The sequence below is a fragment of the Loigolactobacillus iwatensis genome, assembly GCF_003950295.1.
Classification (GTDB): Bacteria; Bacillota; Bacilli; order Lactobacillales; family Lactobacillaceae; genus Loigolactobacillus; species Loigolactobacillus iwatensis.
In genome coordinates, this window is record NZ_RHNP01000012.1 from 48,782 (window position 1) to 64,966 (window position 16,185).

Sequence of the window (16,185 nt, forward strand, 5' to 3'; positions counted from 1 at the left end):
CCAGATTATGGCGTATGGCCTACTACTCCGCAATGGAAGGTTAGCTAAAAAAACTGCCAACCCCACTTATTAAAGTACTTCGTCATTGATTTTAAAAATATGATAAAAACCGAAAAATGTTTGTGCGAATCCCGGGCGTAGTAATGAACAACCCGAGCCGCCGGTACATAACAAATCTTCCCGCCAGCTTGCCGCAATCGATCACATAAATCGTTATCCTCAAAATACATAAAAAAGCGTTCATCAAAACCACCAATTTCACGCATAGCTTGTGCCCGTAGAAACATGAACGCACCTGAGCCATATTTAATCAGCTGTGTCTGATTCGATAAATCGCGACATTCATAGTGGGCTAAACGTTTTGCAAACAGACGCTTAACAAAACCAAAGGGGACGAAGCGTAATAAATAATCAAAAACATCTAATCGCCGTCTGATCAAATATTGCGTTTCACCTTTTGGATCAACAATCTTTGGTGTTACCATACTAATCTCCGGCCGAGCTTGTAATTGATGCAACATCAGTGTGAAGTCGGCCTTTTTGAGTAGAATATCGGGATTACAACAAATAAAATAAGTTGTTTTAATCCGCGCAAGATTATAGTTATGACCAAAACCGAAGCCTTTATTTACAGAGGCTAAGGTGATTTGAATTTGATCAGACTGGTAAGCCTTCAACTGATTTTGGTAAGCCGGCGCGGAAGCATTATCAAACACCATAACCCCTACGGATGAAGCGGCCAATTCGGTTTTAATTTGATTCAACACATGGAAAATATGCTTGCTATTATGCGTAACGATGCTAATCGTGACTGAATCCAGAATGACCACCTCCAAACGGACTAAAATTATGTGTCAGTGGTAATTGTGCAAAAATCAAGTAAAGGAATGGGTCCTTGTTGATCTGAAGTAAATTAGGTTCAATCATACTATTTACGGCAACAATCGCCAAAATCAGTGGCACTAATAAATTACCCTGCTTGGTTAACTGAAACGAGTACCAACTAAAAAAGATAACAATAAACAAAAACAGAATAATCCCGTAAATTAACAATAAACGGATAAAAGAAGAATCTAAATAGAAATACGCCGTTTTTTGCCAATTTGTTTTTAGAGCAATATTACCGCCATTACCGTGTTCAACAATATGTTGCCCAAACAGACTAAGACCGTACTTATCATAACCTTGACGGCCAATGTGCAGCCGACCGGATAACGCATTATCAAGAAATGCATAGAAGGTCGAACCCTTCCGATACGTTAACGTCAACCAAACCGAAAGAAAGGCACTAATTGGAAAGGTCAACCACGTCCAGTGAAAAAGTCTGGCCAACCAGTGCTGCCGTGGCAAAAATCTGAGGCTACTATAGAGCAGCATCGCTAAACAAACTAATAAAAGGGAAATCACATCCAACCGTGCATCACAAAAGACTAATAAAAAGTAGGAAATAAATAGGGTCACAACGTAATCAATGAACTTTAATTTTCCCCGTTTTAAATAACAATAAGCAATGAACAAAAAAAGTACAATTGCTGAGAAATCAGTTGGTGAAGAAAAGCCAAAGGACTGCCGTGCCGCCCCTCCTTGATCAATACTGCGGTAAATAATTAGGTTAGTAATAACCTTATACTGTGCTAGCAACATGATGACAAGCACTTCAGGAATTCCAATCCACAAATAAGTCTTAATGATTTGGTCAAAATTGATGCCCTTGGCCCCAAGAATAAATAATAAGATAATTAATAAAATTCGATCCTTTGACATCAAGGACGAAAGTGTGAAAATAACCGTCACAAGTCCCGCCTGCATTAACTCGCGGCGCGTATAGCTATCCACAAAAACAATCTTCAATAAAATTAGCGCTCCACTAAGCACAAAAACTAACCGCCCGGCTAAAGAAGGCATGTAACTGGCTAGCATACTTAATTTAAAAAGGTACCAAAAGAAGCTTAGCCCAAAAGCGAAGCAAAAGAGACCTTCTCCTGGACTGGCAACTGGTTTGTAAGCATCCGTTGATTGTAACAAACTGCTACCTTCCTTCTTCATTATTGACTGACTTAATTTGTGGTTTGAAAAATAGGCCTGCCCAAGTACCACGAATCACGGTCATGATTTTTTGCCCTTTTTTTGGCCGTTTACCAACAATAATCTGCCCAATGATGACGAGATTAGCCAAAATATCTTTAATCGCACCCCAGCTGCCCCGAAATTCTTTTTGCGTATAGTACTTATTACGAAACAAATAAAAATAGCGGGGAATTCGTTTCTGATCAGTCAAGATGTCCGGCGTGGCGGCAACTGTTAAATGGGTAACCTGTGCGGTTGGCACATAGTAGGCCGGATAATGTTGCGAAATTCGCATTGTATATTCATGATCATCAAACCAAATAAAGAAATCACTAATCGGCAGTCCCAGCCGTTCAACGATTCGCTGGTTAAATAAAATTGCCACAAACGACCCTGTTTTCAACCGCGTTAAGCCAGTTTTTGCTTCTGGTTGCCAATCGTACAACGGTAACGGCCGATTACCAATTGTGCCGTCCTTAAGTTTTACTTGCGGACTCAAAAAACCAAAATTTGGAATTCTTTTTGCTGGACGTAATAACTGCGCTAACGTATCGGCATGAACTAACGTATCATCATCCATTAACCAGATATAATCGTTAGCTACTTTGGCCGCCTGCTGCATACCATAGACGAAACCACCGGCGCCACCAAGATTCTCGTTTAAATTAAAAATGTGTACGTGGGTACCTTTTTGTTGGGCCAAATAAGCGGCAGTTTGATCAGAACTATGATTATTAACGATAAAAATATCCGTTACTGGTTTAGACTGCGCAAAAATGGCGTTTAAACACCGCTTTAACAGCGCCAATCGATTATAGGTGACAACGACACAACTTACTTTATCCGCCATACTTTGCTCCTTCATTTACGGTGCGTTAAAAGTAGCCACTTAAACACAAAATTACGGCTAAAATCACTTTTACGAATCCCAAAATTTCTTAATCCCCTAAGGACTGTTAACCCGGTCATATTGGGAATTTGTTGGTAGAAATTTAATAGCCGCCGATCACTTTCCCGCCACTGGGGTAACTGCAACTGCCAAAAAGAATTAATTTGTTCAATTGAAGCAGCGATGGAGTGCCGCATTTTACGGACACCGTAACCGCGTAATACCTTCATAACCCGCGAAGAACTAGCGCCCACAGCATTATCGTGGTGCTGGCGGTAAAGAATGGTTGCTTGATCCACAAAAACCAATTGGCCCAAGGTCACCGCCAACAAAGCGTACCACCAATCGTGCATTAGAATTGCGTCGCTTGCTTTGTAAGTGTAGCTTGCTTTCAACGCCTGATTGATCATCACAGTGCAGCCAGTCACACTATTTTGGGCAACTAATTCACCTAAATTAGTCTGGCCGTGCAATCGCTGGCTCTTAATCATTGACTTGCTCACCAAATTTAAATCTGTATCGACAACGCGTAAATCAGTGTGAACTAAAATCGGTTGTTCCGCCTTTTTTTCGGCGCGAGTCATTGCGGCCAACGTAACTTGAATTTTTTCTGGCAGCCAGACATCATCTTGATCGCAAAACATATAATACGGCGCCGTAGCAGTATTCAATAATTGAAAGAACGACGGAATCACCCCTAGGTTTTGCTGTTCCTGAGGATTAATTAGGGTTAGCCGCGTATCGTTTTTCGCCAGCCGACAAATGATAGCAACGGTTTGGTCACTAGACCCATCATCGCGAATATACAGTTGCCAATTCTGATAAGTCTGCTTTTGGATTGATTCAATTTGCTGCGTTAAATAAGTTGCACCGTTAAAAGTCGACAACAAGATCGCCACTTTGGGGCTTTGCATCGTAATTTTCCCTCCTAGCGCAAAACATCATCAATTTAATCCTTATGCTTTAGTATCTAACAAAATATCGCCAATGAATTTTAGTTGATATTTGCGTAAAAAGGCGTCTTGTTCCTCTAACGTCTCTCGTTTTGTTGTTGGACTAACTAATTCAAAAATACCATCAACCTGTTTGACCAACGCTTGAGTTGCTGGGTTTGTTAAAATTGAATTACTTTGAATAAATATTTGGTCGTACTTTGATGCTTGTTCGAGTATCTTTTCAGTTTCTTGGGCCATCTTATATCCCTGATCTGATGCCGGAATTGTTATACTGGCAAAATTTTCCGAAATTGGTTTTAATTTTCGGTCAGCCTCTTGATCCGCCGAGAATGAAATAAACAAGGTCTGACAACCCAATTTGGCAACTTGTTTGGCCAACCATTGACCCGAAATCGTTTCATCAGCGGCCGTAAGTAGCACTGTCTTTTTATCACCAATGGTCATCAAAAACTCACTTGCAAGTTGTGGTGTTTCAAACTTCGTAACATCAAAAACGTTGCGGTGGCCAAGATGATCCTGTAAAAATTTAGCATTGATACCTTTGCGCAGGAGACTAAATAACACGGCAATTAAACAAACCAATAAGAAACCTAGCAGACCACCCTGAAAGGTTGCTCCCAGCGTTTTAGGCTTTGTTGTATTAGTTTCCAACCAAGCTGATTGAATCAGACTTGCTTTACCTTTGCTTAAATAATTACCATACTGCGCTACAGCTGTTTCAGCAACGCTATCTGCAATCGTTGTTACATTCTTACGATTACCCTTGGCCTGAACTGAAATGAGGTTCGTATTAGAATTCTGCCAAGTCCCAACCGAATTTTGTAACTGTACCGAGTTCATTTTAATTCCTTGCTTAGCTAACGCTTGACTAGCAGTGGCCATAAAACGGCCACTGTGCATTATATAAGTGTAGGTTTTAACTGTCGATTCATCAGGAACCCATTGATCAAGACCGGCCTGCGTTGTTGGCTGCTTATTTGTCTTAGCACTTAATAAAACAAAAGTTGTGCCAGTATAACTGGTTGCTGTCGGCTTGTTAGCCGCCTGGTAGTTAAAGGCATAAGCGCCAATGAGACCACCGATAATTGCTAATAACATGACTTTCCAATTAAATAGCGCCATTAACGCCGTATTTAGATGGTAAACTTTCTTTTGCATTTCATGCCTCTCATTTCAAACTATTATTAGTTGTTTGTTAGGCTGTACTTTAAAAATTGTCTAGTTGTTACTAATTTCGTATGGAAACATAGTAACCCCCCTGATTGGATTTACTCTAACTCAGGGGGTTCACTTCATCGTTCGTAGCATCAAGATTATTAGCGCTTTTGGCTAATAATCCTCAATCGCGGAGTAGTAGCTAATCGCTTTTTCAAATACTCTCTATTCTAAACGTGTTTGAAAAAGCAGATTCCTGCGGTTAGCTACAACAGCCAAATCACCTTTTTCAAAGGTAATTCGTCTGTTTAGGCTAATCCTCAGAATCTAACCGCTTTTTCAAACTCTCTCTATTCTAGCTCACCCAAAAAAGTTCCTAAAACTTCCTGCCACGTTGGTAATACAAAACCACTAGCTTCGGTTTTACTCAAATCCAACAGTGCGTGCCGTGGTCGCCAAGCCTTCTGGGGATACTCTGCGGAGGTTACTGGGCTCACCGTCACTGCTTTGTTAGCCAAAATTGCCGTGGCAAAATCAAACCAGCTACACGTTCCCTGATTGGCCAAATGGTAAATGCCATAGGCCAAATGCTGATCAATCACGTAGGTCATAAATTCGGCTAAAGTGCGGGTCCAAGTTGGTCGGCCAAATTGATCATCAACAACTGTTAGTTGATCATGATCCTTCGCCAATTTGAGCATCGTGTAAACAAAATTATGCCCAAATTCGCCAAATACCCACGACGTGCGAATAATATAGTAATTTTGCAGGTACTTTTGAACGGCAAGCTCACCTTCATATTTAGCGCGCCCGTATTCATTTCTAGGTGCCGGTTGATCCTCAACTTGATAACTTTGCTGACTGTCACCATCAAAAACGTAATCAGTGCTGATATAAACCATTGTTGCACCAACACTTGCCGCCGCCTTAGCGACATTCTCAGTCCCTAGCACGTTAACGGTTTGATTTGCCTTTTTCCCGGCACCTTCTTCAGCGGCATCCACCGCTGTATAGGCAGCACAATGGTAAACTAATTCCGGTTGATAACCAGCAAAGTAAGCGTTAACCTGCGTCTCATTCGTAATATCAAGATTATGGCTATCCGTCATTCGGTAGTCAACTTGACGCTCATCCAATAAATGGCACAATTCCGTACCTAATTGACCAGAAGCGCCGGTAATCATAATTCGCATATTACCCTCCAAATTCTATCGCTGTTACTTCAAGGCCGCTTTCGCCTTTAGTGGTTGCCACCAAGCTTCATTGGCCTGGTACCACTTAATTGTCTTCACAATTCCAGTGTCAAAAGTATACTCAGGCTGCCAGCCAAGTTCCTTCGTAATCTTGGTTGGGTCAATGGCGTAACGCCGGTCATGGCCTAAACGATCGGCCACGTACTTAATGTGATCCTCCGACAAGCCTAACGTCTTCACAATTAAATGGACAATTTCGTTGTTATTCCGTTCGTTATGGCCACCAATATTGTAAACTTCACCTTTTTTGCCCTTTTCCAAAACCAGGTCAATGGCGTGACAATGATCGGAAACGTATAACCAATCACGAATATTCTTACCATCACCGTAAATTGGTAGGGTCTTATCTTCCATGCCGTTAGAAACCATCAACGGAATCAACTTTTCAGGGAATTGGTAAGGTCCGTAATTATTGGAACAACGAGTAATATTAACGTTCATGCCGTAAGTTTCGTAGTAGGCCCGCACAATCATGTCGGCAGAAGCCTTACTAGCCGAATACGGTGAGTTTGGCCGCAGCGGGGAGGCTTCATCGAAGTAACCTTCTGCCCCTAAAGTACCGTAAACTTCGTCGGTGGAAACCTGTAAGAATTTAGTGACGCCTTGTTTTTTAGCGACATCCAATAAAGCTAATGTGCCTTGAACGTTGGTTTCAATAAAGACCTCTGGATGAAGAATTGAGCGATCCACATGGGATTCCGCCGCAAAGCTGACAATCCAGTCAATTTTGTACTGTTTGACCAAATAAGTCACTAATTCCCGGTTAACGATATTGCCCTGAACAAAGGTGTACCGGGGATCGTCCTTGATACTATCTAGGTTATGTTGATTGCCCGCGTAAGTTAAAAGATCTAAATTAACAATTCGGTAGTCTGGGTGCTGGTTTAGCATATAATGAATAAAATTACTGCCAATAAAACCAGCGCCACCAGTCACAAGTACGTTCATTAATTTTTACCTCCGTAAACGAAGTTCAAGTCAGCGTCTTTTAACCGCGGGTGATGTTTATCCTTTTCCGACAACACAAGGTCATCCAGTGGCATTGGCCATTCAATGCCAATATCAGGATCATCATAAGCTAAACCGCCATCCGCGTCAGGCGCGTAATAGCCGTCACACTTGTAGGCCACATTGCAATTAGCCGTTAAAGTCATGAAACCATGGGCGAACCCCTTTGGCACCAATAACTGGCGGTGGTTGAATTCACTTAAAATAAAGCCTTGCCACTGACCATATGTCGGTGAGCCCGTCCGAACATCAATGATGACGTCGTAGATAACACCAGTGATTGCCCGTAACAATTTAGTTTGGGCGTGCGGGGCCCGCTGAAAGTGCATCCCCCGTAAAACCCCCGGTTCAACGGACAATGACTGGTTATCTTGGAGCCACTCAACGTCAACGCCAGCAGCCTTGAACTTATTGGCGGTAAAAGTTTCCGTGAAGAAACCCCGGTGGTCCCCAAAAACGTCAGTTTCAATAATTTTAGCATCGGTTAATTTTGTGTCGATTACTTTCATAGTTAGTTTAATTCTCCTCTTTTTCTTCTGCGACCAATTGCAATAAGTACTGGCCGTACCCGGTCTTTTTAAGTGGTTCGGCTAATTTGGCTACCTGGTCTAGGTTGATGTAACCCATTCGGTAAGCAATTTCTTCCAAACAAGCAACCTCAAAATTCTGCCGGTCCTGCACCGTGGCAATGAAACCCGAAGCCTGGTGCAACGACTCGTGAGTTCCCGTATCTAACCAAGCGTACCCGCGGCCCATAATTTGCACATCAAGTTGGCCCTTTTCAAGGTAGACTTTATTGACATCGGTAATCTCCAATTCACCCCGCGGCGAAGGTTTAATGTCCTTGGCAATCTGCACCACTTGATTATCGTAAAAATACAAGCCCGTGATTGCGTAATTACTAGCCGGATGAGCTGGCTTTTCAACGATCGATTTAACACGCTTCTGCTTGTCAAAGTCCACCACACCAAATCGTTCAGGATCATTAACGTGGTAACCAAAAACAGTTGCCCCAGTTGGCTTAGCTGCTGCTTGTTGTAATAATTTGGAGAGGCCACCACCATAAAAGATGTTGTCCCCTAAAATCAGGCAAACCGAATCCGTCCCAATAAAGTCCGCGGCTAAAATAAATGCCTCAGCCAAACCATTCGGATGTTCCTGGACTTTGTACGAAATATGTATGCCCAAATCTTGGCCATCATGAAATAATTCCTCAAACCGCGGCGTATCCCGTGGCGTTGAAATAATCATGATATCCTGAATCCCAGCTAACATTAAGCTGGATAATGGGTAATAAATCATGGGTTTATCGTAAACCGGAATTAATTGTTTTGAAATTGCCCGGGTTACTGGGTACAGGCGCGTGCCTGACCCGCCGGCGAGAATGATGCCTTTCATGGCTATTATCTCCTCATTAATTTGACTTAAACACTAAGTATTGTACCATATCAGGACCGAAGTACACTTTTATATCCGCATTTTAAGCTTTCTTTATAGACTAAAAAAATAGGAGCCATAACAAAATCGAATTTTGTCACAACTCCTAGTTATAGTCCATCAACAACCAATTTAACGCTCTAAATAGAATTCAAAACGTGTCCCAACGTACTGGGTACGCACATATTCAAACGGTTCGCCTGATTGTAAAAACGAGACTTGACGTAACCGCAAAATTGGATCACCACGTTTAATTTGAAGAAAGTCGGCAATCCGTTCTGAGGAAACTTGGGCGGTAACTGTTTGTTGTGCACCGCCAAGAACTAGATTAGCCTTTTCTTCTAGAGTTCGGTACAACGAGCTTGTTACCTCGGCCTTGCTAAAGTCCTGAACCAAGGCCTCAGGTACCGTTGCAACCTCAAAGCTAATCGGAACATCATCGGCAAACCGAATTCGTTCCATTCGCAATACCTGCGCGCCATCGGGTAAATTCAGTTTTTCTTTTTCTGAAAGCGAGGGACTGGCAACATGATAAGAGATTGTTTTACTGGAAGGTGTTTTTCCTTGCGCCAGCATGATATCCGTAAAACTAGTTACACCTGACATCTTCTCTTGGACTTTTTGGTTGGCCACGTAAGTCCCTGCACCAACCCGGCGTTCTAAAATGCCTTCATCCACAAGTGTTTGAATCGCTTGACGCAAAGTCATTCGACTAACACCGAAACTAATCGCAAGTTCACGCTCAGAGGGTATCCGATCCCCAATCGCCCATTTTCCAGCTTCAATATCACGCTTAATTGAATTATGAATTTGAATATAAACCGGCGATTCCATGAATACCGCCCCCCTTTTTTCAATTATTTAAACAAAGGCTGAGACAAAAAATCTTAGCCCCTATTATCTCTGAGCATTATTCTAGAACGTGCGCCAAAGGTCTGGCTTCACGTGCCTAACGCCAGTTAAGCCAAAAACAGCCTTTTCCCACCCCTGGCTTTAAAATCTATTTTTCACCTTTAACAAAATGCCGACCATAACTGTAAGTTTCCAATAAATTGCAGTCATTATCGATAATATTCAAATCAGCGTCTTTGCCTTCAGCAATGCCACCTTTAGCTTCCAAGCCGAATTCAGCCGCTTGGTTAACCGAGCTCATCAAAACAGCATCGTATAAATCAGCGTCAGTGAATTTCATTGAATTTTTGAACGCGTCTGGGTATTCAAGAACCGACCCAGCCAAAGTACCGTCAGCTAAACGTGCCTGTTTGTCTTTAACGAAGACCTTTTGACCACCAAGTTCGCTTTCGCCTTCAGGCATCCCTTTAGAACGCATCGAATCCGTTACTAACTCAATTCGTTCAGGTCCTTTTTGGTCAAAGGCAAGTTCCAACATATCAGGCACAATGTGGAAACCGTCCATGATTAATTCAGCGTACATATTATTTTCCAACATAACGTGACCAGTAACACCAGGTTCACGGTGCTTAAATTCACGCTGGGCATTGTACAAATGTGTGGCGTGACTAGCCTTACTGTGCAATAAATCGGCCCGTGTGGCGTTACTATGGCCTACAGCAGGTACGATTCCGTGTGCTAAACAATAATCTTCGAATTCTTTTGAATGATCATCCTCGGGCGCGTAAGTAATTAATTTAACTAAGCCACCGGCCAATTCATTCCAATGATCTAATAATTCTGGATTAGGATCTTTGATGTATTCTTCTGGCTGAGCACCCTTATATTTAGCTGAAATAAAAGGCCCTTCCAAATGAACACCCTGAATAACTGGGTTTCGGTCAGCCGCCTTCTTAACACCGCGCATTGCATTATCAATGTTGGCGTTACTTTGCGTCATTGTCGTTGCAAAATAAGTTGTAATTCCTTCATTTTTAGTCATCTTCTGGACCATTGTATCAATCTGGTCAGGATCACCATCCATCGCGTCAAAACCGTAACCGCCATGACTATGAACGTCAATGAAACCGGGAATAATCGTCTTTCCAGTGGCCACAATTACTTCATCACCGGGATAATTTTTAAATTCTTCCATTGGGCCGACTGCCAAAATTTTGTCATCAAACCGAACAAAACCATCATCAATGATATCATCACCAGTATAGATCGTTGCGTGTTTCAAGACTTTTATACTCATTCGCTAGATTCCACCTTTTTAATTAATTAGACCAAAGTAAGTTCAGTGACCTACGCTTAATCCACAATAAACTCATTATAACTGGTATAGACCAAAGAAGCAATGCCAAACACCCCACTTATTGTTGGGTTAGCACTACTCACGCTCAATTGTAGCATCAATTCCCTTAACAACAGCAGTCATTAAACCAGCCTCTTCCATTGCCAGTAGTCCAGCCACTGTCGTACCACCTGGGGACGAAACTTGATCAATTAAATTCCAAGGATTTTCTTCAGTTACGAGAAGATTGGCGGCACTTCCTAACACCGTTTGTGCAGCAATTTTAGTGGCATCGACTTTGCTAAGACCGTGCTTAACACCAGCCCGTGACAGTGCATCAATGAATAAATAAGCGTAGGCCGGCGCGCTACCTGCAATGGCAGCAAAAGTTGTAAAATCTTTTTCCGCTAAAAATTGCGTTTTACCTAAAGCAGTAAAAATTGCTTGTGCCTTGGCCGAATCGGCCTCTGGGGTCACTTCGTTGGCAACTAAAGCCGTCATGCCTTGATTAATTGCCACATTAACGTTGGGCATGGCCCGCATAATACTCAAATCAGCATTATCCGCCGCATCAGCCAGGTCGCTTAACGTCACCCCACCGGCCACTGAAATTAAAAGTGGCGTTTTTTCTTCAAGTACTTTTTGCAAGGATGTTATTATCTCAAGGGACGCATTAGCCGTCGCCGCCAAAATAACAACGTCACTTTGCGTAACTAACGCTTGATTACTCGCTACCGCCGTATACTGGTGGGCCTTAGCGTAAGGTTGGTAATGCGCTTTATGGGCACTATGAACCAAAATATCACTAGGCCGACTAAATTTGGCCGCAACTAAACCAGTCATCATTGCTTGTGCCATATGTCCAGCACCGATAAAACCAATCTTCATTTAAACTCCCCATTTCTATTGTTAGTAGCAACCAATCAGATTAAAACGCCGCCAATACTTCATCGCTTGGCAGTGGAATAGTATCCATCTTCACGCTATAAAAATACAGCCTTGAAATTTAACTATCATCGACTTCTTAACTACCCACCAGTCATTCCTCAATTTAACTATCCTGAGCGTAGCCAAATTTTGAAGAGCTGTCAAATAGAATTAAAAGTGATCAGGCCAACAAAAAAAGCCTAGACAAAAGTCCCAGGCTCTTACTAATTCCAATCATTGCTCTAGAATATGCGCCAAAAGTCTGAGTTTACGTGCCTAACTACGGCTAATCCAATAACCATAGTACGGTTACAGGATTAGCCTACGTTACGCAGTAACCCCAAAACCGACTTTTGTCCCACTCCTGACTAACTGGGATAGCTGGATTCGAACCAGCGCATGACAGAGTCAAAGTCTGTTGCCTTACCACTTGGCTATATCCCAATCAAAAAATGGAGGAGAGTGGATTCGAACCACCGAACCCGAAGGAGCGGATTTACAGTCCGCCGCGTTTAGCCACTTCGCTACTCCTCCATGTGTTTTTCAACAAATATTATGATACCGAAAATTCACTTTAATTGCAAGACCTGTTCCCGAATTATTTCCTAGTTGCCATCGCTAAATACTTAGTTTGCAGGCAAGCGCGCCATTCACCCATAAAGTTTGAACTAGATTTCCATTCATTTAAACGTTTTAACCCGTAACCAACGGGCTTGCATAAATAAGTGGTTTGACCAAACTGCCGCGGTTGAAACTTTGTATGAGTGTGACCAAACAAAACAGTCTCAACCTGATAAGCCTCCAATAGCGCCCCTAAGTGCCGGGAACCCATCACTGCGTTGGCCATGCGCCAGATTCGTGAAGTTGCTTGGTAGCTAATATAATCACGACGGGGAACAAAATGCGTCATATAAAGGACCTGCTTGCGTTGTTGGCGCGCTTTTTCCAAATTCTGGTGTGTTTGGTTTAAAACAAGTTGCATGCGCTCAGGATCGCTAATTGGTTGCTCAATCACACCATCAATCCAGTAAGCCCGTTTCCATTTTTCAAAAGTGACCTGACTTTCACCAATTTCTTGATCGGCAAAGCTATAATCGTACCAACCATTATTGCCGATGAGCACGTAATTGGTTCCTGGAAAAGTGACAGTTTTCTGGTGAACATAATTGGGACTAAGATCACTCTGGAGTTCAGCAAAAGTCACACCACGGACCATATCATGATTACCTGCAATAAAGAAAACGCGGCATTTTCCGGCCATTTCGGCAGCCATCTTTTCAACGAATAAGAGACTCTCCTGAAAATCATTAAAGAGATCCCCAGCAATCAGATAATCGTCGTAGTCGTTCGCAAGTAAATAATCAACTTGCTGCGCACGAATCGCCGTGGCATCTAGTTTATTAACATCAAAATGGTTATCACTGGTTAACGCTATTTTTCGCAACAGGTCTCACTCCTAACAAAAAAAGGTGCCTTAGTCATAAGACTAACACACCTTTTCAACGACGTCTTAATTAACGCCTTCCATTAGTTTCTTAATTCGCGGTACCATGAATAACAAAATGGCCCCAAAGATAATCGTAACTATCCCGATAATACCATAGTAACGAGCCTCGGTAGCTGGCGTATAGAGCTTAACAAGCTGCGCGTTAATTGCTTGTGCGGCTGCATCGCCTAAGAACCACATACTCATCATTTGTGATTGGAAAGCCTTTGGTGCTAGCTTAGTGGTTGCTGACAAACCAACTGGCGAGATTAACATTTCCCCAATTTCAACAATTAACCAACTTAAAACTAACCATAGGGGGCTAACCTTTGCCGATGTCCCAAACAATGTAATTGGGATAACCATGACAACAAATGATAAACCGGCAAAGAACAAACCATATGAGAACTTAGATGGCGTTGATGGCTGCCGTTTACCTAATTTCATCCACAACCAAGCAAAGAATGGGGTGTATAAAATAATAAATAGCGGATTCAACGTCTGGAAGTTACTTGGTTCAATCTTCATGAAGCCTAAGTTCAAGTTAGTTTGTTGTGATGCGAATAACGCCAAAACAACTGAACCTTGTTCCTCAATCATCCAGAATAAAACACTAGCAATAAACAATGGTACATAGGCCCAAACACGTGAACGTTCAACCTTAGTTGTCTTACTACTAGTTAACATCATTCCAAAATAGAAAATTGGTATTGCAATACCTAAGGTACTGATTACGATAATAACGTTGTTGACGTTTAAGGCACCCATTAACCCCATAATACCGAAAACGATAATTGCAGCAACAATGAAATAAAGTATTTTACGAATAAGCGGCCATTTTTCAGATGCGGTAATTGGATCAGTTGGGTGTAAACTAGCTTCGCTTAAATCCTTTTTACCACCAAAATAATATTGCATTAACCCAAAGAACATACCAATTGCGGCAATTGAGAAACCAAGATGGTAGTTAACCTTCTGCCCTAAATTACCAACAATAATTGGTGCTAGTAAAGAACCAAAGTTGATCCCCATAACAAAGATACTAAAGCCAGAATCACGCCGGACGTCATCCTTAGTGTATAGCGTCCCAACCATTTCGGAGACGTTTGGCTTGAGTAAACCAGTACCAATAACGATCAAGGCAATTGAAATCCACAAGGCAAAACTACCAGCTGGAAACGATAATGCAATGTGCCCAAACATTATTAGAACACCGCCCCAAAAGACAGTCTTACGGCTACCTAGTATCCGGTCACTAACAAAGCCCCCAATAACACTTGACATATAGACTAACGAGCCATAAATTGCCATAACTGAAGTAGCCGTTTTTTGACTATAAGCCAGGCCATGATTAGATACTTTATCCATCATGTAAAATAATAGAATCGCCCGCATACCATAATAACTGAATCTCTCCCAGAATTCGGTAAAGAACAGCGTTGATAATCCATGCGGTTGCCCAAAGAAGGTTCGTTCTTTCTTATTTTCCAAGTTAAACTTCCTCTCACCATTTATTAAATCTCATTAATTTCTTAACAATAAGTACCGCTACTATGAATAGTTTATGTATTTACAGTTAAGGTTTCCTCCGTGCTATGATAATTTAAGTAGAACTTCACACCCTTTTCTTAGAATTAAACATAGTAGCAATTATAAAACACTTACCAAGTTTGCGTCAATCGAATTTACTAACTCTAATCTCACTGTCACATTTAATTGAAAACAAAAAGATCCTTATTGCTTAATTGCAAACACTAGGGATCAAAATTTATTACGGTTACACAATAAAAACTCGTTTATTTTTTATAGTAAAGCTCATGGATTTAAAAATCTTATTGGATAAAGTAAAAATGCTGCGACACAGTATTGTAAAAGGTTGATGTTGCCATAAATATATACCTATAGAGCATCGATTCGAGCTTTTAAAAATTTATTCAATCCTGACACATGGAATAACTAGTCATTCACTGCCCACATTTGATGTGGCAGTCAAAAAGAATATGTGAGAATACAAACTATTATAAGAATAAAAGCCAAATTACCTCATTGAAAAACCTGCTATCTTTTAGAACAGTGTTGCCAGTACTATTTGTAATATAGTCATTCAAATCAGAATATTCTTTCATTACAACTAGGGTGTGTCTTCAAATTAAAAAATGTTCGTTACCTATAGAAAATTTATCTATTTTTCGAGGTTAGTGACCCACTTTTCTTGAATTATCTTAATAATAAATACCAAAATTCTAAGAATGAAATTGATTTTGAAGACACGGCCTAATTAATTTTCATTATAAATAAACGGTCATAAAAAATAAGAGCCTATACAACAGCGCAATTACCGCCATCGTATAAGCCCTTATAATGCATATAATTTCATTTTATGCCGTCTGCAGGAGTCGAACCTGTGACCCTCGGTTTACGATACCGATGCTCTACCAACTGAGCTAAGACGGCAAATGACCCGTACGAGATTTGAACTCATGTTACCGCCGTGAAAGGGCGGTGTCTTAACCACTTGACCAACGGGCCATACAACACTAATAATTATACAGAAAAGCCAGAATTTGTAAAGGTGTTTTAAGTGATTTCTCACAAGAAATTACGGCCTTGCCGCCTATACTTTATAAAAATAGCTTACTAGTGATTAAGATAATAAAAAAGAACTGACGTTAGTCAGCCCTTTTAATTAATTAGTTGCATGGCAACGTCCTACCCTCGCAGGGGGTGCTCCCCCAACTACTCTCGGCGCTAAGAAGCTTAACTTCTGTGTTCGACATGGGAACAGGTGTATCCTTCCTGCCATTGTCACCACACCACTA

At 41.5% G+C, this 16,185-nt stretch carries 14 protein-coding genes, 4 tRNA genes and 1 rRNA gene; all 19 read right to left on the reverse strand.

Features of this window, described 5'->3' with window-relative positions; translation table 11 throughout:
- Positions 1 to 44: 44 nt before the first annotated feature.
- Complete coding sequence (locus EKM98_RS04705; RefSeq protein WP_068281262.1) at positions 45 to 824, reverse strand: glycosyltransferase; 780 nt, start codon at positions 822 to 824, stop codon at positions 45 to 47.
- Entirely contained in the window at positions 802 to 2,025 is a 1,224-nt protein-coding gene (locus EKM98_RS04710) for a hypothetical protein (RefSeq protein ID WP_068280041.1), read from the reverse strand. Before EKM98_RS04710 ends, EKM98_RS04705 begins: the two co-directional genes overlap by 23 nt.
- Positions 2,026 to 2,029: 4 nt before the next feature.
- Positions 2,030 to 2,917, reverse strand: a complete 888-nt coding sequence (locus tag EKM98_RS04715) for a glycosyltransferase family 2 protein (RefSeq protein WP_068280036.1) — start codon at positions 2,915 to 2,917, stop codon at positions 2,030 to 2,032.
- 11 nt (positions 2,918 to 2,928) lie between these two features.
- Positions 2,929 to 3,870 carry a glycosyltransferase family 2 protein gene (locus EKM98_RS04720; RefSeq protein WP_068280035.1) on the reverse strand — a complete coding sequence of 314 codons (942 nt, stop codon included), beginning with the start codon at positions 3,868 to 3,870 and terminating at the stop codon, positions 2,929 to 2,931.
- A gap of 42 nt (positions 3,871 to 3,912) precedes the next feature.
- Complete coding sequence (locus EKM98_RS04725; protein ID WP_068280031.1) at positions 3,913 to 5,070, reverse strand: YveK family protein; 1,158 nt, start codon at positions 5,068 to 5,070, stop codon at positions 3,913 to 3,915.
- A 347-nt stretch (positions 5,071 to 5,417) separates the two neighbouring features.
- Positions 5,418 to 6,260 (reverse strand): dTDP-4-dehydrorhamnose reductase, encoded by an 843-nt coding sequence (gene rfbD, locus EKM98_RS04730; protein ID WP_125980941.1) that lies wholly within the window; start codon positions 6,258 to 6,260, stop codon positions 5,418 to 5,420.
- A 24-nt stretch (positions 6,261 to 6,284) separates the two neighbouring features.
- Positions 6,285 to 7,268, reverse strand: a complete 984-nt coding sequence (gene rfbB / locus EKM98_RS04735; protein WP_125980943.1) for a dTDP-glucose 4,6-dehydratase — start codon at positions 7,266 to 7,268, stop codon at positions 6,285 to 6,287.
- A complete protein-coding gene (gene rfbC, locus EKM98_RS04740) occupies positions 7,268 to 7,837 on the reverse strand; it encodes a dTDP-4-dehydrorhamnose 3,5-epimerase (protein WP_068222781.1) in 570 nt (189 codons plus the stop codon). Before rfbC ends, rfbB begins: the two co-directional genes overlap by 1 nt.
- Before the next feature lie 7 nt (positions 7,838 to 7,844).
- Positions 7,845 to 8,726 (reverse strand): glucose-1-phosphate thymidylyltransferase RfbA, encoded by an 882-nt coding sequence (gene rfbA / locus EKM98_RS04745; protein WP_068280020.1) that lies wholly within the window; start codon positions 8,724 to 8,726, stop codon positions 7,845 to 7,847.
- A gap of 171 nt (positions 8,727 to 8,897) precedes the next feature.
- Entirely contained in the window at positions 8,898 to 9,599 is a 702-nt protein-coding gene (locus EKM98_RS04750; RefSeq protein ID WP_068280017.1) for a GntR family transcriptional regulator, read from the reverse strand.
- Between the two features lie 166 nt (positions 9,600 to 9,765).
- Positions 9,766 to 10,914, reverse strand: coding sequence for an N-acetylglucosamine-6-phosphate deacetylase (gene nagA / locus EKM98_RS04755; protein ID WP_068280014.1), 1,149 nt, complete (start codon positions 10,912 to 10,914; stop codon positions 9,766 to 9,768).
- A gap of 135 nt (positions 10,915 to 11,049) precedes the next feature.
- Positions 11,050 to 11,841 carry a pyrroline-5-carboxylate reductase gene (proC, locus tag EKM98_RS04760; RefSeq protein WP_125980945.1) on the reverse strand — a complete coding sequence of 264 codons (792 nt, stop codon included), beginning with the start codon at positions 11,839 to 11,841 and terminating at the stop codon, positions 11,050 to 11,052.
- Positions 11,842 to 12,252: 411 nt separating this feature from the next.
- Positions 12,253 to 12,324, reverse strand: a tRNA-Gln gene (locus EKM98_RS04765).
- Between the two features lie 9 nt (positions 12,325 to 12,333).
- A tRNA-Tyr gene (locus EKM98_RS04770) sits at positions 12,334 to 12,414 on the reverse strand.
- Positions 12,415 to 12,478: 64 nt separating this feature from the next.
- Complete coding sequence (locus EKM98_RS04775) at positions 12,479 to 13,324, reverse strand: metallophosphoesterase (RefSeq protein WP_125980947.1); 846 nt, start codon at positions 13,322 to 13,324, stop codon at positions 12,479 to 12,481.
- 66 nt (positions 13,325 to 13,390) lie between these two features.
- On the reverse strand, positions 13,391 to 14,857 hold the full coding sequence (locus EKM98_RS04780; protein ID WP_125980949.1) for a peptide MFS transporter: 1,467 nt from the start codon (positions 14,855 to 14,857) through the stop codon (positions 13,391 to 13,393).
- A gap of 890 nt (positions 14,858 to 15,747) precedes the next feature.
- A tRNA-Thr gene (locus tag EKM98_RS04785) sits at positions 15,748 to 15,820 on the reverse strand.
- A gap of 3 nt (positions 15,821 to 15,823) precedes the next feature.
- A tRNA-Glu gene (locus EKM98_RS04790) sits at positions 15,824 to 15,895 on the reverse strand.
- A 167-nt stretch (positions 15,896 to 16,062) separates the two neighbouring features.
- Positions 16,063 to 16,179: ribosomal RNA gene (gene rrf, locus EKM98_RS04795) — 5S ribosomal RNA — on the reverse strand.
- Positions 16,180 to 16,185: the final 6 nt, after the last annotated feature.